This is a genomic window from Agromyces sp. Root81, from assembly GCF_001429165.1.
Classification (GTDB): Bacteria; Actinomycetota; Actinomycetes; order Actinomycetales; family Microbacteriaceae; genus Agromyces.
Genome location: NZ_LMIR01000002.1, coordinates 1,479,328 through 1,501,953, shown reverse-complemented (window position 1 = coordinate 1,501,953; position 22,626 = coordinate 1,479,328). Strand labels below are relative to the sequence as shown.

Genomic DNA, 22,626 nt, shown 5'->3' with positions numbered 1-22,626 from the left:
AGGCCGGCCCTGTTCCCCCAGCGGCCGGCCCTCCCCCGTACTGCTGGCTCAGGCGGTGCCGAAGGGGTTGTCGACCGCGTAGCGCCATCCGTGCTGCTCGTCGTGCACGGCGACATCGGCGGTGGTGCCCGCCAGTGCGATCTCCGAGCCGTCGGGGCCGGTGCCCGTGATCGTCCAGTCGGCGATCGCGAGGCCGGTATCCCCGCTCTGGAAGACGTGGCGGACCGACATCGTGATCGGGAGGTTCAGTCCGAGGAACTGTTCGAGCGCGCCGCGCACGCCCGCCTCGCCCTGCACGGGCTGGCCCGGGGCGGGCACGAACACGACGTCGTCGACGTTCAGCGCCATCAGGCCGTCGAGGTCGCGTGCGTTGAACCGGTCGGCGAATGCGAGGTTGAGCTGGTCGAGGGAGGTGACGGGAGTCGCCATGGGATGCGCCTTTCTTCGTGGGGCCGCCTGCTGGCGGCCCCTGCAGAGAAAGACGCCGCGGCGCGCGAAGTGTGACATCCGGCGTCGAGGAACCGAGTGCGAAGACGGGCCCGCCGCTCGTCTGGGAGGAGAAGCGGCGGACCCGCCGGTCTTAGTCGGTGGTCGCTTCGTCGCGTCGGCGGCGGAGCAGCACGAACCCGAGCAGCGCGATCCCGGCCAGCACCATCAGGCCCGAGAGCACAGCGATGTCCGACCCGGCGAATCCGGTGTGGGCCAGCCCGTCCTTCACGACCGGCGCGCCGGGGATGAGACCGGCCTTCGTCGTCGTGGAGGACTCGTCGGCGTCGATGGTCGACCCGTCGGGGGCTTCACCGGTCGCGGTCGCGGTGTTCACGACCTCGCCGGCGGCGCCCTCGGCGGTGGTCACCGTGTACTCGGCGGCCTGCACCGTGACGGTCTCGCCAGGAGCGAGCTCGCCGACGTCCGGGATGCCGGTCACCTTCGCGTCGTTCACGACGACGTCGTGCATCGTCACGTTGCCGGTGTTCTCGACGTCGAACGAATAGGTGATCTTCTCGCCCGGGTTCGCGAAGCCGTCGCCGTTGGCGTCGGCCAGCTCCGCCGTCTTCACGATCGCGAGCCCAGGCAGAGCAGGAAGCTCGACCGTGACCTCAGCAGGCACCTCGAGCGCGTCGCCACGAGCAGGAGTGCCTGCGACGGTCGCCTCGTTGAGCAGCTCGCTCGCGTCGATGTCGGCCTGGGTGAGCGGGTACGTCGCCGTGGCGGTGACCTTCTCCCCCGGAGCCAGCACGCCGTCGGCGCCCGGCCAGGTGCCGAACGCGACGTCCGAGAGCCCGTCGAGCTCGTCGGTGATCGCGATGCCGTCGACGGTCACGTTGCCGGTGTTCTCGATCTCGAACTCGAAGGTCACGAGCTGGTCCGCGAGCGGACGCTCGGGGTCGGCCGCGGTGCCCGTCTTCGTGAACGCGAGCGCCGGTGCTGCGGGCAGCTCGACGGTCGCCGAGTCGCCGGTGTCATCGAGGTCGCCGCGGGCAGGTGCACCCGTGACGGTCGCGTCGTTGAACACGGTGCCGCCGTCGAGGTCGTCCTGCGTCAGCACGTAGCTCGCGGTCGCGGTGACCGACTCCCCCGGTGCCAGGACGCCGTCAGCGGCCGGCCATGAGTCGTAGCTGAGCGCCGACAGGCCCGCCATCGTGTCGAGCACGCTCACGCCTGCCACGGTCACGTTGCCGGTGTTGGTGACCTCGAAGGAGAAGGTGACGGTGTCGCCCGCCTTCGGGGTGCCGCCGGCGTCGAGCTTCGCGTCCTTCACGAGCTCGAGCGCAGGGGCCGCGGGCAGGTCGACGGTCACGCCGTCCTCAGCCGTGACGTCGCCGCCACGTGCGCCGGCCGCGTCGACCGTGGCGACGTTCACCACGGTGCCAGCGTCGAGGTCGGCCTGCGTGAGCGTGTAGGTCGCCGTGGCCGTGGCCTTCTCACCCGGTGCGAGCACGCCGTCAGCTGCCGGCCACGCGCCGAACTCGACATCGGAGATGCCGGCGAGCTGGTCGGTGATGCCGACGCCCGAGAGCGTCACGTTGCCGGTGTTCTCGACCTCGAAGTCGTAGCTGACCGTGTCGCCGGCCTTCGGGGCGCCTGCCGCGATCGAACCGTCCTTCACGAGGGTGATGGCCGGTGCTGCGGTCAGGCTGACCGTCACGGCATCCGTCGCGGAGACGGCATCGCCGTTCGGGGCCTCACCAGCTGCGACCGCGGTGTTGTCCACCGTGCCCGCGTCGACGTCGGCCTGCGTGAGCTCGTAGGTCGCCGTGGCGGTGACCTTCTCACCGCGCTTCAGGACGCCGTCAGCACCCGGCCATGCGCCGTACTCGATGGCCGAGAGACCCGCGAGCTGGTCGTCGATCTCGACGGAGTCGATCGTGACGTTGCCGGTGTTCTCGACCTCGAAGGTGTACGTGACGGTGTCACCGGCCTTCGGGTCACCAGCGGCAACCGCGGCGGTCTTGACGAGCGACAGCTCTGCGTCGGCGAGCAGGCTCACCGTCGTCGCATCCGTCGCCGACACGTTGCCGCTGGGACCGTCGCCGGTCGCGGTGGCGGTGTTGTCGACCTTGCCCGCGTCGACGTGCTCCTGACCCGTGACGAACGTCGCCGTCGCGGTGACCGTCTGACCCGGTGCGAGGACGCCCGTGGTCGTGTCCGGCCAGCTGTAGGTGAGCGGCGAGAGCCCCGCGAGCGGGTCGGCGATCGTGACACCGGTGAGCGTCACGTTGCCCGTGTTCACGGCGGTGAACGTGTAGGTGATGGTGTCACCTGCAGCCACGTTCGTGGGGTCCGGGAGCGCGCCGGTCTTCTCCAGCGAGATCGCGGTGTTCTGCACGAGCGTCACGGTTGCACCGTCGGTGCTGGTCACCGGGGCGCCGGTCGGCGGGACGCCGGAGCCGGTTGCCGTGTTGTCGACCTTGCCCGCGTCGATGTCCGCCTGCGTGAGCGCGTACGTCGCCGAGGCGGTGACCGACTGTCCGGCCGCGAGCTGACCCGCGGTGCCCGGCCAGGTGCCGAAGGTGATCGCCGACAGGCCGGCCATCGGGTCGTCGATGCCGACGGCCGTGAGCGTGACGTTGCCCGCGTTCTTCACCGTGAAGGTGTAGGTGACGAGGTCGCCGGCCTTCGGCGTGCCCGCTGCGATGGCGCCGTCCTTCTGGACGAGGACCACCGGTGCGCTCGGGAGGGTGATGTCCTCCGTCGCGTCAACGGTCACCGTGCCGCCGCCGGCCGATGTGCCGGTCGCAGTCGCCGTGTTCGACACGGTTCCTGCATCCACGTCGGCCTGCGTGAGGGTGTACGTCGCCGTGCCCGTCACGGACTGACCCGCGCCGAGGAAGCCGGGCAGCGCCGGCCATGAACCGATCGTGATCGCCGAGAGGCCCGGCATCGCGTCGGTGATCTCGACGCCCGAGAGCACGCCGCCGCCGTTGTTCGTCGCGACGAAGGTGTAGGTCACCACGTCGCCCGGCTTCGGAGCCGACGCATTCGCGATCGCGCCCGTCTTCGTGAGCGTGAGCCGGTCGACGGAGTCGGTGTCCGAGCCGGTTCCCGTGAGGGTCTCGGTCGGGAACGCCGGGTCAGCGACAGAGGCGGCCGCGGTGTTCACGATCGAGTCGGCCGCGGCGTCGAGAACGCGAACGGTGACCGTGACATCAGCGGATGCCGCAGCTGCCACGTCGAGCGACCAGGTCACGACTCCGCCGGCGAAGGTGCCGCCGTTCGACGCGGAGACGAACTCCGTGCCGGCCGGGATCGTGTCCGTGATCGTCGCACCGGTGAGCGCTTCGAACTCGAGCGGGTTGGTCACCGTGATCGTGTAGGTCGACTCCTGGCCGACCGTCACCCCGGTGACGCCGTCGGTCTTGGCGACCGTCAGCCCGGATGCCGCAGCAACGGCATTCGGCACGGTGATGGTGTGCTCGTTGTTGCCCTCCTCGGGGTCGTACATCGTGCCGGTCACGCTCGCGGTGACGGCCACGCCGTCAGCGGTCACGATGGCGGGCAGGTCGAAGGTCACCGGGGTGTCCTTCTCGAGGTTCGCCGGCGGAGTGCAGGCGAGCGTCGCAGGCCCGGTCACCGGGAGCGAGCTCGGGGTGCAGGTCCATCCCGTCGGGAAGCCGGTGACGGTCACGCCGGCCGGGATCTTGACGGAGACCTCTGCGGGCGCAGACTGCGACCCGCCGAGGTTCTCGAACACGAACGGGAAGACCGTCGGGCGGCCGAGCTGTGCGTCGATGGTGTCGACGCCGCCCACCTCGAGGTCGGCTTCCGCGGTCGTCGCGCAGACGGGCTGCGGCTCGGACGGAAGGGTGCGGTTCGACGCGATCGCGACCGAGTTGCACGCCTTCGCGTCAGCTGCCGCTCCTGCCCCCACTGCGGAGGTGTACGTGAATGCGGCGACCTGGCCCGGTGCGAGCGCGCCGTTGACCGCTGCGCGGATCGCGACCTTGCCCGATTCCGAACCCGACCAGTCGTTGGTCGTGCCGGCAGGGCTGACCTCGGGACGCGACGGGTTCGTCGACGCCGAGTAGGACATCGTCAGGTTGTCCGACACGTCCGAGACCGAGTTCAACGTCTGGTTGAAGCTCGAACCACGGGGCGTTCCTGCGGTGGCCGGGATGAGACCAGTGTCGCCGAGGTGCGGGAGCACGTCGTAGGCGACCACGTTCGAGAGTGCCGTGTTGCCGGTGTTCTGGAGGCTGACACGGTACTTGATGCTCGACGAGTTGACCGGCACCTGGACCGTTCGGCTCGAGTCCGAGATCCACTTGCAGCCGTCAGGCGCCTCAGCGTCGGGCAGGCAGATCTCCTTGAGGACGGACAGGCCGTCGGCGGATGAGACCAGCACGTTCTGCGCCGACGAGGCGAACCACTGCGAGGTCGCACCGTCACCCACGACATCCGCCGTGTTCTGCGTGGCACCGCCGAAGTTCGCCGTCACGTTGTCGTACGTCTCACGGACGTCGCCCATCCACGCGTGCGCCTGGCTGTTGGTGCCCGGTGCGACCTGGAAGGTCGGCGACGTGACGACGGTCATCGTCGGCCACGTGGTGTTCATGCCGAAGGCGACCGTGTCCGGCCACTTCGCAGCGACGACCTGTCGCTCGACGCCGCCGATGGTCGTCGCGGTGCGGTAGGTGAAGGTCACGCCGTCGGGCACGCTGCCCGCGGGGAACGAGGCCGAGTCGGCCGTGATCGTCCAGCCTGCAGGTGCGAGGAACACGTACTCAGGGGTGATCTCGGTGTCGACGGGGATGTTCCCCGACGCGCCGCGAACGTTGAACGTGACGCTGCGGCCGGGAACGGCCGCACCGCCGCCCTCGACCACCGCTGCGCCCACGAAGCCTGAGGTGAACGCCGGCTTCGGCTTCGTCGGATCCGGAGTCTCCCGGAACTTGATCGTGCGCGACACCGGCTCGAGCGCGACGTCGGCGATGCCCGGCTGGCCGGGGTAGGTCATCGTTCCGGACGCGGTGTTCATGCGCGTCTGGCCCACGGGAGCGGTCTTCGAGACGTCGTAGTAGTACGCGACGCGGAACAGGACGCCCGAATTGGGGTCCGTCTGCGAGACGCGGCTGTGGCCGATCTCGCCGGACGTGATCTCAGCGGTCGCGTAGCGGCAGCCGGCCGCCTTCTGCGCTGCGGTCAAGGAGAGATCCCGCGAAACAGCCGAACCGGTGACGCTCGTCTGACCGGTGACCGGGTCGGGCGCCGAGCAGACATACGAGTAGTTGATCGTCGGCAGCGGCGTCGTGGGAGACGTGTTGATCCGGAACACCGGAGCATCCGCCTGGTCGAGCGTGTTGTCCGTGACGACGGCCACACCGGGGACGTTGCCGCGGTTGAAGGTGTCGACGATCCAGTTGAAGGTGTTCGGCGTGTCGGTCGTCGGCACGTTCAGCAGGCGCGTGTTGCCCGAGCTCGCGCTGCTCGTCGAGTCCTTGAAGATGCGCGCGTCGCCGAACGGCGAGACGCAGGACACGGTGTGCTTCATCGAGCCGGACGTCGTCTTCGTCGTGCGGTCGGCGTCGAGGTAGGTCAGGCTCGAGGAGACCTCGTGCGTCACGTCAGCCGTGAAGTCGCAGCCGTTCGTCGCGGCCGGGAAGCGGTCGGCTTCGTAGCGAACGGACACCGTCCGAGGCGTGTAGCCGCCGCGCGTGGTCCAGCCGGATGTCGCGGACGAGCCCCAGCCGCCGATCGCGTTGGGGTCGGGCTGGCTCTCCGAGCCGAGCGTCCACGTCACGGTGTGAGCAGCGGGGTCGTACACGCCACCGCCGTTGCTCGAGACGTAGGACGCCTCGGCGGGGAGCTTGTCGACGACGGTCCAGCTGCCTGCGCCGACGTATCGGGAGGTGCCGGTGATCGCGCCGGAGCCGGAGTACACGAACGCACCTGAGCCCATGTAGACCTTGTAGCTGACGGTCTGGCCCGGCTTGACGATGCCCGGGTTCGTGATCGACTGCGACGGGTTCGGGACCTCGCTCTTCCAGGTGACCGGTGCTGCGTTGGCACTCGCGGTCGCGCTTGCGGTCGCTGCGTCGATGGTCGCGGAGTTCTGGATCTGGAAGCCCGACGGGTATGCGTTCGCCGGGCGATTGGTGGTGTAGCTGCCGCCGTAGCCGATCGTGTAGACGACTTGGAACGTGCCCGACGAGCCAGGCGTGAGGTTGCCGAGGTTCACGACCTTGCCGGTCGCGTCATCACCGGTGATGGTCGCGCCGATGAACGGGGAGGTCCAGCTCGAGTACTGCAGGAGCGTGCCGATCTGGGCAGCCGTGAAGTACGGACTCGGCTGCGAGGGGGCGAGCTTCACGGTGACGTTGTCGCACGCCGACACGGCGCACGAGTACGACACTCGGTAGCCGACGCGGTTGTCGTGCGTGTTCCACGCGGCCGTGGTCTGCGGGTCGGTGGTGATGTGGTCAACCGGTTCGATCGACGTCGTCAGCACGGCGGTGCCGCCGGGAACCGCCGCCGGGGCGACGATCACGGGCGCATCGGCGATGCCGGCATCCGCGACCGGCGGCTCCGGGGCATCCTCGACCGGCGCTCCAGCCGACTCCTCGGCCGGCGCTCCAGCGGCTTCCTCGACCGGTGCCTCGGCGGGCTCGGGGCCCTCGGTCGCGTCGGGAGCCTGCGGCGCGTCGATGGGCGCCTCCGGCATCGGAGTGACTTCGGCGACGGGGTTGCCGGTCGGTTCCTCGGCCGACGCCGCGAACGACGGCAACGTCAGCCCGGTGAGGATCAGCGTCGTCGCGGCGACCGTGGAGATCGCCTTCATCGCGGCACGAACCGGCTGTCGACGACGGTGGCGTGCCGCGGGCGGGCGCCCGGACAACGCGCGGAGGAGGTTCTTCATGCCGGTGGCTCCAGTTCTCAGTGCTTCGGATCGTTGGCGACGTCGAGGCTGACCGAGTACCGGTCACCACCGTCGGGGTTGATGATGCGGACGCGCGCGTCGTACGAGAGTTCGTCGGTGGGGTCGGTGACGGTGCAGTCGACGACCGTCCCGTCGGTGATGCCGACGCGTTCGTCACCGCAGTCGACCGATGGGCGTATGTCGACCTGGAGCTCGACCGTGTCGGCGACGACCGCGGCGACGGCGGCTCCCGTCGCCGTCGGGACCGACTGGCCGGATGCGCATCCGAACAGGCCGAGCGTGCACCCCAGCACGGCTGAAGCCGCGACCAAGCGTCGACGCATTCGTTCCCCCCGTTCAGACCGGCGAAGCGGCCCAGAAATCCAGGCCGGCGACACGGCCATGAATTGTCACTCCTACTGAGGAGATCAGGCTCGGGGCAGGTTGTGACGCCGCTTCCGGTCGAACTCGCGAAAGATCACCCACTGCCTCACCCATTCGCCGGCAGTGTCGCAACCGATCGCCGGAGCGCGGGATCGATACGATCCAGATATCCCCCGACTGGTACGTACTCACGTGAGGTAGGGCTCACGCCGCCGTTGTGCCTGGGTGGAACACGAGGGCTCGGCGTCGGCCGCTGTCCGGAGGTTCGATCACGATGAGGCGCGCCATGACGAAGTCCGATGACGTCCGCGGTGGTACCGGTCGAGCCGATGAGGCGATACCGGACGACATCGTCCTGGCGACCCTCCGCTCGGGCGACTGGGCTCGGATCGAGGAGCTCATCGATCGCATGTGGTACGAGCTTCCCGCGAGATTCGCCGAGGAGTTCATCGCGATGCTCGACGGTTCACCTGCGGAGGAGATCGCCGTCAGACCGCGAGTCGTCTACGCGGGGGTTCTGGCCCACCAGTTCCGATCAGGGCGGAGCGACCTGAATCTCGCCGTGATGCAGTACTCGTTCGTGGCGAGCAGCCGCAGGCGTGCCGGGCTGAACCCGACCGCGCCGGAGCATCCGCATGATCAACTGTCGATCGGTCTGACCTCGCTCACCGCCGCCCGACTGCACGGCGATCTGACCGCTTCCCGCAGGATCGGCGACGCGCTGCAGGCCCGTCTCGATCGATCTGCTCCGGCCGCCTTCCCATGGGAACCGTCGTTCGTCGCGATGCGACCCGGGCAGCTCAGCATGCAGCGCGGGCTCACGCTCACCCTCCTCGGCGACTTCGGCGGCGCGATGCAGCTCTACCAGCGGTCGGTCGCCGAGGCCGGTCCGGCTCCGTATCAACACCCGGCCGGCGCCAACGCGGCCGCCAACCTCGCGATGCTGGCCGCTCTGCAGGACCACCAGCAGCAAGCCCACGCCTGGCTCGCGCGGCTGGTGGAGTTCGGCCCCGTTCCGCCCCAGATCGAGCACCTCACGAATCTCGGCGCGAAGATCGCCCGCGCCCATCTCGCCATCGACCGACTCGACCGCGAATGCGCCGAAGCCGCGCTCTCGGACGTCGGCCCGGGAACCGACCCGGTCGAACTCTGGCCATTCGTCGCGGCCGTCCATGCGGCCTTCGATGCGGCGTTCGACCAGCCGTCGGCGGGCCTTGAGACGCTCAAGGCCGCCGCGTTCGCGCACAACCACAGGCTGGAGAGCTCGGAGCTCGCGGGGCACTGGGTCTTCCGCGCCTACCTCGATCTCTTGGTGGACGTCGGCGAAGGCACCGTGGTGCTCGCCCTCGCTGAGCGCGCCGGGCGCCCGGACGTGACCAACGTGCCGATCGCTCGGACGAACCTGCTGGCCGGTCGCGATGCCGCCGTCGTCGGTGTGGCATCACGCGCGCTCCGGCGAACGGCACTCACCACACGGGATGCGCTCGAGCTCCGTCTGATGCTCGCCGTGGCATATCTTCGCCTCGAGCGTCCGCGGGAGGCCGTTGAGGCGTTCGGCGCCGCGCTGCGTCTGAAGACGCCGGCAGCTCGTCCTGCGACCTACGCGCGCATACCGCACGACGAGCTCTCCTCGCTGTTCGAGATGGCCGGGCACATCGAAGCCATTCCACCGCCACCGGCATGGAAGGCGCGGCAGCTGCAGCTCGTGACGCTGACGAGGCGAGAACTCGAGGTGCTCCGGGCCCTCGCCGGCGGCGTCACCACCCAGCAGATCGCCGACACCTCCAGCGTGTCCGTGAACACCGTGCGCACCCACGTCAAGAGCGTCTACCGCAAGCTGAACGCGACGACCCGTCGAGAGGCGCTGTTCCAGGCCGACCGCCTCGGGCTGCTGCACGAGTAGCGCCCGCCCGCCGCAACGAACCCCGAAGGAGATTATGCGGTGACCCCGCCGTCGATGACGAGGTCGGCGCCGACGACGAACGACGAAGCCGGGGACGCAAGCCAGATGGCCGCCTCGACGACTTCGTCCACGGTCCCGGCGCGTCCAATCGGAACAGCGTTCTTCAGACGGGCACTGCGATCTTCATCGGTTTCACCGGGGCGTCGCGACATTTCGGTCGCGGTCGCCCCGGGGCTCACCGCGTTGATGCGAATGTTGTCAGCGATGTGATCGAGAGCTGCAATCGACGACAGCGTCGACACGGCCGCCTTCGAAGCTGCGTACGCAGCCATCCCCGGCCGGTGACCGCGCGCACCGATGTTCGATGAGGTGTTCACAACGACACCACCGCCGTTGGCACGCATGTGCCGGATCTCGTGCTGCATCGCGTACATGATTCCCGTCACGTTCGTGTTCAGGGTGCGCAGCCAATCGGCGGCGTCGAGATCAGCGAGCGGGGCGGGCTTCGGAAACACTCCGGCGTTGTTGTGCGCGATGTGCAGCCCGCCGAAGCGTTCGACCGTGAATGCTACGGCAGCGGCAATCGCGCTCGACTCCGTCACATCGGCGACGAACGCTTCAGCCGTGCCGCCACTTTCGGCGATCAGGGCGACCGTCTCGTCCAGCGCGCTCTGCGACCGCCCGACGCACACGACGGTGGCACCTCGCTCGGCGAACCCGAGCGCACTCCCCCGACCGATCCCCGATCCGGCGCCCGTAATCAGCACGACCTTGCCGCCGAACAACTGCGCATCTACCAACGACGTTCTCCTCTGTGTGACCAAGTTGCCCGACGTGGGCGTCCAGAACCATATTACGAATGTTTCTTGATTGTCAAGATTCGTGCATAAATAGGCGGGTTCTCTCGAAGCACCAGGAAGAGCTCAGGAGGGCATGATGCAGTTCGGAATGTCACCGTCAGCGACATCACTCAGGACGACGACGGGGCGCACGCCGAGCGAGCACGAGCGCGTCACCAACGGGCGCGTTCGCCGCCACGGGCGAATGGGGCGAGTCCGCCCCGTTCGCGCTCGACCGGCCCGTTCGGCCCCCTCATCGGAGGCACCTCAACGCTGGCATCGGCGGCTGCTAGCTTTGAAGCTCGACCGAGAGCGCACAGCCGAACATGAACAGCACTGATACCGACATTGGAATACTCGTCGCGCACTTGATGCGCGAGTTCCAGCGTGAGCTGTATGAAGCGCTCCACGCGCAAGGCTTCACCGACATCACACCGCGCCACGGATCGATCTTCGCCTACCTTGATGCAGACGGAACCCGCGCGAGCGTGCTGTCGCGCCGATCTGGCGTCCACAGGCAGATCATCGGAACCCTCATCGACGAACTCGAAAACCTTGGCTACGTCTGCCGCGTCCCGGATCCGAGAGATCGGCGAGCAAAGCTCGTCAAGCCGACTCCGAAGGGGGACGCGCAACGGGTCGCCGCCCGCGACATCCGAAACGCCATCGAAACCCGCTATCGCGGTGTCCTCGGTGACACCGCGTACGAAGCACTCGTCACGAGTATCGCCGCCTTGACCGACGCCATCGGAGCTTTCGATGATGGCCCGGTTGGAGAGACCGTCTAGCTGGACCGCTCGCGGTCCACGCGATCCAGACCGTCTTCAGGTAGCAGAACGCGGACGCCCTCGAGTGAGAACTCGCGGCCGCATCCCGAATCGTGGTTCGGGCCTGAAACTCCGCTCTGGCGCGTGCACCAGGAGGTCTCAAGCTCCCGCGAACCCAGAAAAGCCACCGCACCCGCGGGGGCTTTTCTCTTGATCGGAGTTTCATGAACTGAATCGATGAGATTCGTAAACTCCTCGTGGTGACGGATTCACGAAACTCCTTCTGCCCCGTCGTTCCGGGGCGGTTGGATCGGCTTGTTTTGGCGGATCCTCCGCTAACGAGCGGCGGATCCTCTCGGTGTCTTGGATGTACGCGGCGCTGCCCGCTTCCTCAACGCCCGCGGTGCTTCGCTTTGCGTTTCGCGACCAGAGCCGCGCGGCGATGCTCCGCGTCGGCGTCTCGTCGTTCCCTCCGAGTCATCCTCCGCGTCTTCGCGAACGCCTCCTGCGCCGCCGCAAGCGCCGCCTCGCTTCGCGTTGCACGAAGATCCCTCTGCTGACGGGCGGCGTCGCGAGCCAACCGCTTCGGATTCGCAGCAGAACGCGTGCGGGAGCGCTCTTCCATTCGGACGGCGGGCGCACCAGCTGCGTCGTCGATGAGCCGGTTGCCGCCGGTTCGGGTGAACTCCCACAGCTCTGCAGGCGTCGGCTCCGACCCGAAGACGACCTTGGCGGCGCGGACCGTCCCGTGTTCGACAATGTCCAGGACGCCGACCCAGAACGTGCCGTCGAAGTAGACCGTGAAGGTCGATTCGGTTTCCATGAGTACTCCTCGGTAATCAGGCATCACAAAAGACGCCTATGCAATACCGGTTTCCATTGCATGGACAACGAGCCGACCCGAAGACCGACCGCCCGGACTACCAGCCGGGCCGTGAGGTTCGTAACGATAGGAACATCGAATTTACACCGCGCCGCTCCCACACGGCTCAATTCTCTGCGCGGCTCAGCCACTGATGATGAACACGCCCAGCCAGGCCCGAATCCAGAACAGATCCCGCGAAACCTTCCTCAGCGCTCTGATCGCTGTGATGCATCGACCGCACTGGCGGCTCCTGCCTGTCGTCGCGGCCACAAGTTGACCGCAGAACTGATGAACAACGTAGCGAGCACCACGGAACTGATCAGTGCCCACCAGAGCCCGTCCGTCACATCGCGGAGCTCACTGTTGACAATGAAAACGCCGACCCAGAAGACATTCACCGCGAGCGAGACGCCGTGCAGGACGGCGAACACGGCACTCGCAGGAAACCGGTTCGTCATCCGCCACCACGGCCGCGGTACATCCAACGACTCACCCGGACCGCGGAAACACCGACCGCACAGCACCCACAGCACGAGGACCGAGATCCGGTACGGCCCGTCCGACACGCTCACCCCGACCGCACGATCCACGAGGAAGAGCACCAGGTACCACGCGATCACCGCCACAACCCCGACGCCGATGAACAGTGCCTTGCCGGCCACGGACCGCACCCGCAACGGGAAGCGCGGCCGCGCCATCACCGGGCGGATCACGAGTCGCCTGCAAGCGCTGGGTCCGTCGCTGACGTGTACGAGGCGCGTGACTTGCCGAACTTCCCGCGCCAGCGGATCGCGCGCGCCGAGACTTGCGGGGTCCGCGGGAGCTCGTTCAGCTGCCGAGCGAGCTTCTCGGCTTCGCGTGCGCGAGCTGCGCGCCCCCGTCGGTGCGGGATGTAGTCGCTGAGCATCACGCCGAGGAGTGTGGCGGCGGCGAGGCCGAGTGCGACGAGCCACCCGCCCTTGACGAGGTAGCCGGTCCAGGCCATCACACCGAAGGCGACGAGGCCCATCCAGAACGCGGAACGAATCGATGGCTTCGGGTTGAACTGCAGCGGCGCGTAGCCGGCCGAGATATTTGCCTCCACCTGACCGATCCGTGTGTCGATCTGCTCCTGGCTCGCGAGCCGGACGGAAGCGTCGTGCGAGTAGCTCATCTTGTACCCGGGGTCGGTGGGCGCGGCGAACCGGCCGCGGTACATCCGCTGAGGCCGACCGCGGCGCCGGTCCCAGAAGTCGTCATCCACGTCGTCTGGATCGAGCGCGACGAGGTAGCTGCTGGTGCGCTTTTCTTCCCAGGGCATCGACCACTCATGGTGGGCTGAGATCCACGCACCGCCCATCGCCTTCAGGTCACGCGGGGCGACCCGACGGAGCCCGAACGGGAGCACGACGACGTGCCGCGGCGGCGCGGCGCTGGCGTGTTCGTCGGTCACGGGTAGGTTCTCCTGTCATGCGCCAGGCGCGGCAGGGGTGCCGTCATCGCTGTCTCTGCGAAGTCGGTTCCCGCATTACGAGCCCTGTCGGATAGTGCACGCGCGCAACCTCGAGGTGGCCACTTGCCAACGTCGTGTACCCAGCCTCGAGTTCCTTGTTCGACACCCCCAAAGACTCGACTGAGAAAACTGCCCTCAGAGGAAGAGATCGGCGAATGCTCGAATCATGACGTGAGAAACGGAGAATTCCCTCACCTTCGCATTCGCGTATCGACCCCGCGGCGACCGCCGAGCTGAGCGAGCCCCGAAACTCCGCCCCGCAGTGTGCTCCCGGCCCGACTTAGGCTCCGGCGAACGCAGAAAAGCCCGCCCTTGAGGTCGTAGACGACGCCGTCGATGATCTGGATGTTCTTCGTGTTCGTCAGCTGTGCCACGTACCAGTCGGGGACCTGCTCGACGGTCTCGATGACCTCCGGCGCGGTCTCCTTCACGAAGTCGAACAGCTCGAACTCGTTGAACGCGATGGGCGCGTCCTTCTCGACGACGGTCACGCCGCCGAACTCGGTGGAGAACGACTTCACGCCAACTTCTGCGGCGACTTCGAGGCTGCGGTCCTTCTCGACCTTGATCTGCTCGTCGAGGGCGGACTTGAGCGCGCTCAGCGCCGCGAGACGCTGGGCAGGACGCAGGGACTGGTACATCTCGAGCTTGGCGAGCGAGGTCATGGGTGGCTCCGTTCTGGGGTTGCGGCCAGCTCTTGGCCTGCCCTGTCTATGCGCGGTGCTGCCGACGGGTGTTCAGAGGCACCGCGACCACCACCTCGCGGGACTGCGCATAGACAGGGCAGGCGCACTCCCGCGCCTCTTCGACCAGGAGAGCCCTCGTGACCTTCACACCCACCGCTGAGCAGCAGGCAGCCCTTGACGCGTACCGCACAGGGGGCAACCTCGTCATCGAGGCGGGCGCCGGCACTGGGAAGACCAGTACGTTGCAGCTCATCGCACGCGATAACCCCCGCCGCCGCGGCCTCTATGTCGCGTTCAACAAGGCCATCGCCACTGAGGCGCAGCGGAAGTTCGCCGGCACCGGCATCACCGCGAAGACCGTGCACTCGCTCGCGTTCAACGCCGTCGGCCGCCCGTTCGGTCCGCGGCTCGGCGCGAAGTACATGTTCTGGCACGACAAGGCGAAGGTCCTCGGCGTCCGCGAACGCTTTGACCTCGGCCCGTCCGCGAGCCAGCGTTTCCTTGCTCCGAAGACGCTCGTGCGCCTGACCACGGAGACGGTTGATGCATTCGCCCGTTCGGCAGCCGACGAGCTCACAGAGGACATGATGGTCCTGCCGGAGAACCTGACGCTCGCCGATGACGCGGAGACGCACCTGCGGAAGTACGTCACCCGCCTCGCCCGCGCGTACTGGCAGAACGTCACCTTCGTCGACGGCACCCTGCCCTTCAAGCACGACTACTACCTCAAGCTGTGGCAGCTCTCCCGCCCGAGCATCGACGCTGACCTCATTATGTTCGACGAGGCGCAGGACGCCGACCCGATCATGACCGCGGTCATCAGCGCGCAGCAGAACACCCAGCTGGCCGTCGTCGGCGACCCGAACCAGGCGATCTACTCCTGGCGCGGCGCCATCGACGCGATGAACGCGTTCGGAGGCATCCGCACCCAGCTGACGCAGTCGTTCCGGTTCGGCCAGGCCATCGCCGACGAGGCGAACTTCTGGCTCGAACTCCTCGACTCCGACCTCCGCCTGTCCGGGATGCCTGGCGCGGCCTCGAGCGTCTGGAAGTCAGGGCGTCAGCCGGAAGCCATCCTCACCCGCTCGAACGTCGGAGCCATCCGCGAGGTGCTCGAGTCGCAGCGCCGCGGTACCCGAGTCGGCATCGCTGGGGCGAACAAGGCGAGGGAGATGCACGCCCTCGCGAAGGCGGCGCTGGACCTTCAGCAGAGAGGTTCCACGAGCCACCCCGACCTCGACATCTTCAACTCGTGGGACGACGTCGTCACCTTCTCCCAGATGGACGACGGTACGGAGATCGCCGCGCTCGTCAACGTCGTAGAGGAGTACACCGCTGAGCGGGTCATCGACGCAATCGACGCGTGCGTGCCGACCGAGCAGGCCGAGCAGACCATCTCGACCGCGCACGTCGCAAAGGGTCTCGAGTGGTTTCATGTCCGCATCGCGAACGACTTCCGTGAGCCCGGCAAGGACGAGGACGGCAACCAGAAGCCGATCATCCGCGAGGAGGCCCGCCTCTCCTACGTCGCCGTCACCCGTGCGCAGCGCCACCTCGACGCCTCAGGGCTCGACTGGGCGAAACAGTTCACGGCTGGTGTCGCCGCCTGAGTTCACGACTACCGTTGCACCACGTAAGCCCCTCGCGTAGGAATGAGCGCGAGGGGCTTTCGTGTCGCCTACTCTGGGGCGTGCTCCGTCGCGCACTTCTCGGGGTCCAAACCTGCCTCGAGCAGCTGCGCCCAGACGTCTTCCGAAGCCTGCTTCGGCGCGATTCCTGCCGCCTCGAGACACGCCTTGTAGGCGATGTTGGCAGGTGAGACGTCCTTGTTCTGGTACTGCCAGCGCTCGTCGACCTGCTGGAACTCCGACAGGTAGCACCTGTCGAAGTCGCCGGTGTCGTAGGCCTCGGCCGGCAGTCGGTAGTTCATGAGCGGTCCGGCTTCCTTCACGCCGGAAAGCGCAGCACCTGCCTTCGCCATGCAGGACTGGAATCGTCCGAAAGCGGACTGGTACTCCGCGGCTTCGACGCCGCCTTTGAGCTCGCTCTGCTGTTCAGCGGACGCTTGGACCACTGGCAGATCTTCGCGCATGACGGGGGTGTCCCCTGCCGTAGCGGCAGAGGAGGCGCATCCTGCTGTTGCGAGCAGGAGGGCAAGAGATGCAAGGGCAGTGGCAACTCGCTTAGACATTTGATCTCATTCCTCAGGTCGTGAAGTTGGCCACACCGCCGGGGTGGTGGATGCCCTGGTAGGTGCCGCTCTGATATATCACCGAACTCGGGTACCCGTAGTTGACGCCCGTGAGGTAGCTCGGTGAGCCCGGGTAGGCGTTGTACCGTACCTGCGACCCGGTCGAGTACCCGTTGCATCCATCAATTGGGAAGGTCTGGGCGCCGCCTGACCATGACACGCCCTTGTAGTAGCCCGCGGTCGGCGGGCACCCAACAATGCGGTTCCCGAGCGCCTGTGCTGGCGCAGCACCGACACCGAGTAGGAGCACGACCGCGAGGGCCCCGATCAATGCTCGCTCCTGATGCCTCGCCCCAGTGCGCCGGCCCCGTAGTTTTCGCACGATCACTCCTCTAGCACTCACGTCAACGGCACGTACCTGGATTGCTGAAGCTCGCTAGCCGCACACCAGATGCGGCTGAGCGAGCTATATCGTTCTGCGAAAAGGTACCAGTACTCCGTTTCGCGAGCTGTCCCCCTTAATGAGGACACGGCGAGCGCGACAGAAGGGGCGGACCAAGCTTGGTCCGCCCCTTCTGTGTATCGACTGCTACTCGGGCGACGTCCCGGCACCGATGGCGGCGGCCACACCGTCGCGCACGGCTGCGCCGGCGCTGGCGACACTGGCTGTTGCCGTTGCGACCACGTCGGAGCTCTCTGCGGCGGCAGCGCCGAACGCGGCACCTGCGGCGCGGCTACCGACGACACCGCCGAGGAGGCTCTTGATGTCGAAGCCGACGGTGCTCTGCAGCACGGAGTCGAGCAGGGTGACGCCGTTCGCGACGCTCTTGGTGCAACCAGATGCTCGAAGCAACCCTGCACGTCCTCCCCACCGAGCACCGGAAATGGGAAGGCAACGTGGCCGTCGACGCCACACCCGTCGAAGCGTTCGGGCGGTACCACTCACCCCACTCGAAAGGCGGCATCTCCGCCGACCCCGATGCGGGCTGGTATGCACGCAACCCCGACCGCCGCAAGGCGTACTCCAAACTCACCAGCACAAGCAGAAAGGCCCCGCCACTGAAGACCGCCATTTGGGGATTTGAGGCCACCTACGTCGTCCAGGCAACCAACGACCCGACCAGGCCCGCCGACTTCCCCCAGCTCGCCATCGGCATGGCCTTCCACCGCCCCGGCAAGAAGGCCGCGCAGGAAGGGCTCAGCGCCCTCCGCTCCGTCGCCGGCCGCGGCCACCCCGCCGGCTACATCATCACCGACCGGCTCTACTTCCCGGATGCGAACGCCGAACGATTCCAACTCCCCGTCCGCGAACTCGGCTACCTCCCCGTCCACGACTACAAGGACAGCGACCTCGGCCTGCAGGGAGGCTTCGCAGGCGCGCAACTCGTCGATGGCACCTTCTACTGCCCTCAGATGTCCGAAGCACTCCGCAACGCCACGAGGAACAACGTCCGCCGTGCCGACGACCCCGCGCGCATTGACGACGAGACGCACCAGAACTACATCGAACGCCGCAGAACCTTCCAGTTCCGCCCCAAGGAAAAGCCCGACAAGCACGGCAACACCCCGATGATGTGCCCGGCCGCCGGTCCGAACCCCACTGTCAACTGTCCGTTGAAGCCCCGTAACGACGCGGCGAGCACGAAGGTGCCCGTCACCATCACGATTCGAAAGGCCCCCACCGACCCGCCGAAGGTCTGCACGAACAAGTCCTCGATCAGCTTCCCCGCCGAAGCCGGGGCAAAATACTGGCAACCCATCCCGCACAAGAGCGAGGAATGGGCCCGCTGGTACGCACACCGCAACGTCGTCGAAGCGTTCAACGGCGACGTCAAAGACGACGCGAGAGGCGGCCTCGGCTCCAAGCTCCGGAGGCGCTTTCGCGGGTACGCCGCGACCTACCTCATCACCGCCGTCCTCACCGCAGCGACGAACCTCCGCCGCATCACCAACTTCCTTCACGAGAAGTACCAGAAGCACCAGGTACCCAGCGGCCTCGGGCCAGTCCGGAAGACCCGGCCCCCACGCACGAAACACTCGCTGAAGAAGTGGGCGGACGCCGGAACGATTCCCTACGAGCCGCCGCACCAGCACGAGCGATACCAACGCGAATAGCGTCCGCGCTCCCAGCGACACCCGTCCGAGAAGGCCGAACACCCACGCGCAACGACGGCGTCAGGCTGCCCGAACCCGTGATTCGGGCCCGAAACTCCGCCCCGCAGCGTGCTCCCAGCGCGACTTAGGCTCCGGCAAACGCAGAAAAGCCCCCGCAACCGCGGGGGCTTTTCTGTTGATCAGAGTTTCGTGAACAGAATCAATGAGATTCATAAACTCCTCGTGGTGCGCGAGGGGGGACTTGAACCCCCACACCCTTGCGAGTACTGGCACCTGAAGCCAGCGCGTCTGCCAATTCCGCCACTCGCGCACGTGTGGTCGCACCTCAGTGCGTCCAACCACGAGAGACTAACATCTCGCGCCCCGCAAAGCCATTCGAGCCGCACCCGCCCTCACCTCGCCCGCACCTTCACCGCGATTCGAGCCCATCGGATGCCTCGCGCGCGACCGCCTGCGGATATACGATCCGGAGCGCCGAGCGAGAGACCCGGGCCGCGGCGTGGCGGATCGTATCTCCGCAGCTGTGACGACCCACGACCCCGGGCCCCGCGCCTCCACGATTCCTCCGAGTCCGGCTCACACCTCGCGCTGCGCCGCCGCCCGGGAATAGCATCGATCTGCGGGTTCCGTTGCCCCGACCGACGCGACGAAAGGACCGCCGTTTGACCTCCCCCAGCGAGTCCACGCAAGGCCTCCGCGGCATCCGTGCCTATCTCTTCGACCTCGACGGCGTGCTGACGCCCACCGCGACCGTGCACATGCACGCGTGGGCGCGCCTGTTCGCTCCGTTCCTCGAACAGCACGGCGCGGCGCCGTACACCGAGGCCGACTACTTCTCGTACATCGATGGCAAGCCCCGCTACGACGGGGTCCGCAGCCTCCTCGAGAGCCGCGGCATCCGCGTGCCCGAGGGCGAGGTGACCGACCCGCCCGAAGCCGACACCGTGCACGGGCTCGGCAACCGCAAGAACGAGGCCTTCAACCAGACCCTCGCCGACGAGGGCGTCGCGGCGTACCCGGCGAGCGTCGCCTTCCTCGACGCGGTACAGGCGAGCGGATGCCTCGTGGCCGTCGTCTCGAGCTCGAAGAACGCCCCCTCGGTGCTCGCGGCGGCAGGGCTCGCCGATCGATTCGAGGTCGTCGTCGACGGTGCGGTCGCCGCGCGCGACGGCATCCCCGGCAAGCCGGCCCCCGACACCTTCGAGCGCGCGGCGGAGTTGCTCGGCGTGCCCACCGGCGCGTGCGCCGTCGTCGAAGACGCCGAATCGGGCGTGACGGCCGGCGCAACGGGCGAGTTCGGCATCGTCATCGGCGTCGATCGCGGCGTCGGCCGGGCCGCGCTCGAAGAGCTCGGCGCCGACATCGTGGTCGACGAGCTCGACGAACTGATCCCCCTGCTCCCCGCGGCCGCCCCGACGACCGCCGACGCGCCCGCGAACGCCACCCCACGAGAGGACCGCGAATGAGGTTCGCCGACCACGACCCGCTGAACCGCACGCGCTTCCCCATCGACGAATGGGCGCTCGTGGAGACCGAGTTCGGCGACGCCGACATGGGCCGCACCGAGACGATCTTCGCCGTCGGCAACGGGTACCTGGGCCTCCGCGGCAACGTCGAGGAGGGCCGCGACGGCCACATGCACGGCACGTTCGTGAACGGGTTCCACGAGACGTGGCCGATCCGGCACGCCGAGGAGGCGTTCGGCTTCGCACGGGTCGGGCAGACGATCGTGAACGCGCCCGACGCGAAGGTCATCCGCCTCTACGTCGACGACGAACCGCTCGTGCTCACCGTCGCCGAGATCCTCTCCTACGAGCGCCGCCTCGACTTCCGGCTCGGCGCGCTCAGCCGTTCGATCGTCTGGCGCACCCCGTCGGGCAAGCGCGTGCTCATCACGAGCCGACGCATGGTGAGCTTCACCGACCGCCACCTCGCGGTGCTCGACTACGAGGTCGAGATGCTCGACGCGGATGCCGCGGTGACGATCTCGAGCCAGATCCTGAACCGTCAGGACGGCCGCGACGAGTACCGTTCGGGCGTGCCGGAGGCGGTCGGCAGCTTCGACCCGCGCAAGGCCGAGATGTTCAATGAGCGCGTGCTGCAGCCACGGGTGAAGCGGGCGGAGGGCGGGCGCTACATGCTCGGCTACCAGACGACGAACTCCGGCATGACGATCGCGGTGGGCGCCGAGCACCACATCGCGACCGAGAACCAGTTCAGCGAGTCGAGCTCGATCGGCGACGATCTCGCGAAGCACATCTACCGGGTGAACGCCAAGCAGGGTCAGCCGATCCGCGTGACGAAGGCCATCAGCTACCACACGGCCCGCACCGTGCCCACGCGCGAGCTCGTCGACCGGTGCGACCGCACCCTCGACCGCGCCGCCGAACTCGGCGTCGCCGAGCTGTTCGCGCAGCAGCGCTCCTGGCTCGACGACTACTGGGCGCGCTCCGACGTCGAGATCGAGGGTCAGGCCTCGATTCAGCAGGCGACCCGGTGGAACCTCTTCCAGCTCGCCCAGGCGACGGCTCGCACCGACGGCGACGGCGTCGCCGCGAAGGGCGTCTCGGGCTCGGGCTACGGCGGTCACTACTTCTGGGACACCGAGGTGTACGTGATGCCGTTCCTCAGCTACACGGCACCGGTCGTGGCGCGCAACGTGCTGCGCTTCAGGCAGCGGATGCTTCCGGCCGCCCGCGCCCGGGCACTGGAGCTGAACCAGCTCGGGGCCCTGTTCCCGTGGCGCACGATCAACGGGCAGGAGTCGAGCGCCTACTACGCGGCCGGTACCGCGCAGTACCACATCGACGCCGACATCTCCTTCGCCCTCAACCAGTACGTCGCGGCGACAGGCGACCAGGACTTCCTCGCCCGCGGTGCGATCGACATCCTCGTCGAGACGGCGCGCATGTGGGAGGACCTGGGCTTCTGGCGGTCGAACACGGACGACGTGTTCCACATCCACGGCGTCACCGGCCCCGACGAGTACACGACGGTCGTCAACGACAACCTGTACACGAACGTCATGGCGCGGGCGAACCTCGCCGCCGCGGCATCCGCCGTCGACAACCTGCAGGTGCTCGACCCTGCGGCCTACGACCGCCTCGTCGAGCGGCTCATGGTGACGCCGGCCGAGGTCGCCCGCTGGCGCCGCGCGGCCGCGCACATGCACATCCCGTTCGACGAGCAGCTCGGCATCCACCCGCAGGACAGTGCGTTCCTGCAGAAGGAGCTGTGGGACCTCGAGAACACACCCGAAGACCGTCGGCCGCTGCTGCTGCACTACCACCCGCTCGTCATCTACCGCTTCCAGGTGCTGAAGCAGGCCGATGTCGTGCTCGCCCTCTACCTTCAGGGCGACCGCTTCTCGACCGAGGCGAAGCGGGCGAACTTCGAGTACTACGACCCGCTGACCACGGGCGACTCGACGCTGTCGGCCGTCGTGCAGTCGATCATCGCGGCCGAGGTCGGCTACCACGAGCTCGCGGTGCGGTACTTCCGCGCTGCGCTCTTCGTCGACCTGGCCGACCTGCACCACAACGCGGCCGACGGCGTGCACGTCGCCTCGACGGGCGGCGTGTGGAGTGCGCTCGTCTCGGGCTTCGGCGGGTTCCGCGACCACAACGGCGTCTTCACGTTCGACCCGCGACTGCCCGACGGATGGCAGCGACTGACGTTCCGCATCTCGCTCCGCGGCACGCGGCTCCGCGTGAGCCTCGACCCCGAATCGATCTCCTTCGCCGTCGAGGCGGGCGTCGAGGCGCGGGTCAGGGTGCGCGGCGTCGAGGTGGTCGTGAGCGCCGAGTCGGATGTCTCGGTGCCGCTCGACGGCCAGGGTCCGCGCCTGCTCGGGGCACCGACGATGCAGGACGTCACCGGCTCGCGCCGCGCCGACGGAACCCTGCTCACGGCGTCGATCCCGACGCTGTCGCTCGATGTCGACGAATCCGACTCGGCGATCCAGATCGACTGATCACGAGTGTTCCCAGCCCTTCGGGCTACCATGTCACAGTCACGACAGCGTCGG

General features: G+C 67.7%; 17 protein-coding genes and 1 tRNA gene. 6 read left to right on the top strand and 12 right to left on the bottom strand.

The window, feature by feature from the left end:
• Positions 1 to 48: 48 nt before the first annotated feature.
• The 3 genes from ASE14_RS12165 to ASE14_RS12155 form a co-directional block, all read right to left on the bottom strand.
• Complete coding sequence (locus ASE14_RS12165) at positions 49 to 429, bottom strand: nuclear transport factor 2 family protein (RefSeq protein ID WP_056654816.1); 381 nt, start codon at positions 427 to 429, stop codon at positions 49 to 51.
• A 151-nt stretch (positions 430 to 580) separates the two neighbouring features.
• The gene (locus ASE14_RS12160) at positions 581 to 7,357 is read right to left on the bottom strand and encodes a DUF11 domain-containing protein (protein WP_082600622.1); all 6,777 of its coding nucleotides are present in this window, start codon (positions 7,355 to 7,357) and stop codon (positions 581 to 583) included.
• Positions 7,358 to 7,374: 17 nt separating this feature from the next.
• Entirely contained in the window at positions 7,375 to 7,689 is a 315-nt protein-coding gene (locus ASE14_RS12155; protein ID WP_157372960.1) for a DUF4333 domain-containing protein, read from the bottom strand.
• A gap of 338 nt (positions 7,690 to 8,027) precedes the next feature.
• On the opposite strand from ASE14_RS12155, the gene ASE14_RS12150 reads away from it, so the two are divergent.
• Positions 8,028 to 9,644 (top strand): LuxR family transcriptional regulator, encoded by a 1,617-nt coding sequence (locus ASE14_RS12150; protein ID WP_056654810.1) that lies wholly within the window; start codon positions 8,028 to 8,030, stop codon positions 9,642 to 9,644.
• Between the two features lie 32 nt (positions 9,645 to 9,676).
• On the opposite strand, the gene ASE14_RS12145 is transcribed toward ASE14_RS12150, so the two are convergent.
• The gene (locus ASE14_RS12145; protein WP_200953316.1) at positions 9,677 to 10,444 is read right to left on the bottom strand and encodes an SDR family NAD(P)-dependent oxidoreductase; all 768 of its coding nucleotides are present in this window, start codon (positions 10,442 to 10,444) and stop codon (positions 9,677 to 9,679) included.
• A 365-nt stretch (positions 10,445 to 10,809) separates the two neighbouring features.
• On the opposite strand from ASE14_RS12145, the gene ASE14_RS12140 reads away from it, so the two are divergent.
• Positions 10,810 to 11,271, top strand: a complete 462-nt coding sequence (locus ASE14_RS12140; RefSeq protein ID WP_056654806.1) for a MarR family winged helix-turn-helix transcriptional regulator — start codon at positions 10,810 to 10,812, stop codon at positions 11,269 to 11,271.
• A gap of 370 nt (positions 11,272 to 11,641) precedes the next feature.
• Here ASE14_RS12140 and ASE14_RS12135 read toward each other — a convergent pair whose 3' ends face one another.
• The 4 genes from ASE14_RS12135 to ASE14_RS12120 all read right to left on the bottom strand — a co-directional run bounded on the left by ASE14_RS12135 (position 11,642) and on the right by ASE14_RS12120 (position 14,272).
• Complete coding sequence (locus tag ASE14_RS12135; protein WP_056654804.1) at positions 11,642 to 12,073, bottom strand: YjdF family protein; 432 nt, start codon at positions 12,071 to 12,073, stop codon at positions 11,642 to 11,644.
• A 248-nt stretch (positions 12,074 to 12,321) separates the two neighbouring features.
• Positions 12,322 to 12,828 (bottom strand): hypothetical protein, encoded by a 507-nt coding sequence (locus tag ASE14_RS12130; RefSeq protein WP_056654803.1) that lies wholly within the window; start codon positions 12,826 to 12,828, stop codon positions 12,322 to 12,324.
• Positions 12,825 to 13,547 carry a hypothetical protein gene (locus ASE14_RS12125; protein WP_056654801.1) on the bottom strand — a complete coding sequence of 241 codons (723 nt, stop codon included), beginning with the start codon at positions 13,545 to 13,547 and terminating at the stop codon, positions 12,825 to 12,827. Before ASE14_RS12125 ends, ASE14_RS12130 begins: the two co-directional genes overlap by 4 nt.
• A gap of 251 nt (positions 13,548 to 13,798) precedes the next feature.
• The gene (locus tag ASE14_RS12120; protein ID WP_056654799.1) at positions 13,799 to 14,272 is read right to left on the bottom strand and encodes a hypothetical protein; all 474 of its coding nucleotides are present in this window, start codon (positions 14,270 to 14,272) and stop codon (positions 13,799 to 13,801) included.
• 158 nt (positions 14,273 to 14,430) lie between these two features.
• On the opposite strand from ASE14_RS12120, the gene ASE14_RS12115 reads away from it, so the two are divergent.
• The gene (locus ASE14_RS12115; protein ID WP_056654797.1) at positions 14,431 to 15,903 is read left to right on the top strand and encodes a UvrD-helicase domain-containing protein; all 1,473 of its coding nucleotides are present in this window, start codon (positions 14,431 to 14,433) and stop codon (positions 15,901 to 15,903) included.
• A 68-nt stretch (positions 15,904 to 15,971) separates the two neighbouring features.
• Here ASE14_RS12115 and ASE14_RS12110 read toward each other — a convergent pair whose 3' ends face one another.
• The 3 genes from ASE14_RS12110 to ASE14_RS12105 form a co-directional block, all read right to left on the bottom strand.
• A complete protein-coding gene (locus ASE14_RS12110) occupies positions 15,972 to 16,385 on the bottom strand; it encodes a hypothetical protein (RefSeq protein ID WP_157372959.1) in 414 nt (137 codons plus the stop codon).
• Between the two features lie 112 nt (positions 16,386 to 16,497).
• Complete coding sequence (locus ASE14_RS20605) at positions 16,498 to 16,815, bottom strand: hypothetical protein (protein WP_157372958.1); 318 nt, start codon at positions 16,813 to 16,815, stop codon at positions 16,498 to 16,500.
• Positions 16,816 to 17,073: 258 nt separating this feature from the next.
• The gene (locus ASE14_RS12105) at positions 17,074 to 17,337 is read right to left on the bottom strand and encodes a hypothetical protein (protein ID WP_157372957.1); all 264 of its coding nucleotides are present in this window, start codon (positions 17,335 to 17,337) and stop codon (positions 17,074 to 17,076) included.
• Here ASE14_RS12105 and ASE14_RS12100 point away from each other — a divergent pair.
• Positions 17,325 to 18,599, top strand: coding sequence for a hypothetical protein (locus tag ASE14_RS12100; protein WP_056654792.1), 1,275 nt, complete (start codon positions 17,325 to 17,327; stop codon positions 18,597 to 18,599). The two genes, ASE14_RS12105 and ASE14_RS12100, sit on opposite strands and share 13 nt — an antisense overlap.
• Positions 18,600 to 18,822: 223 nt before the next feature.
• Here ASE14_RS12100 and ASE14_RS12095 read toward each other — a convergent pair.
• Positions 18,823 to 18,909 (bottom strand) — tRNA-Leu (locus ASE14_RS12095).
• Between the two features lie 352 nt (positions 18,910 to 19,261).
• On the opposite strand from ASE14_RS12095, the gene ASE14_RS12090 reads away from it, so the two are divergent.
• Positions 19,262 to 20,065 (top strand): HAD family phosphatase, encoded by an 804-nt coding sequence (locus ASE14_RS12090; RefSeq protein WP_056654790.1) that lies wholly within the window; start codon positions 19,262 to 19,264, stop codon positions 20,063 to 20,065.
• On the top strand, positions 20,062 to 22,572 hold the full coding sequence (locus ASE14_RS12085) for a glycoside hydrolase family 65 protein (protein ID WP_056654789.1): 2,511 nt from the start codon (positions 20,062 to 20,064) through the stop codon (positions 22,570 to 22,572). Before ASE14_RS12090 ends, ASE14_RS12085 begins: the two co-directional genes overlap by 4 nt.
• The last annotated feature ends 54 nt before the right edge of the window (positions 22,573 to 22,626 follow it).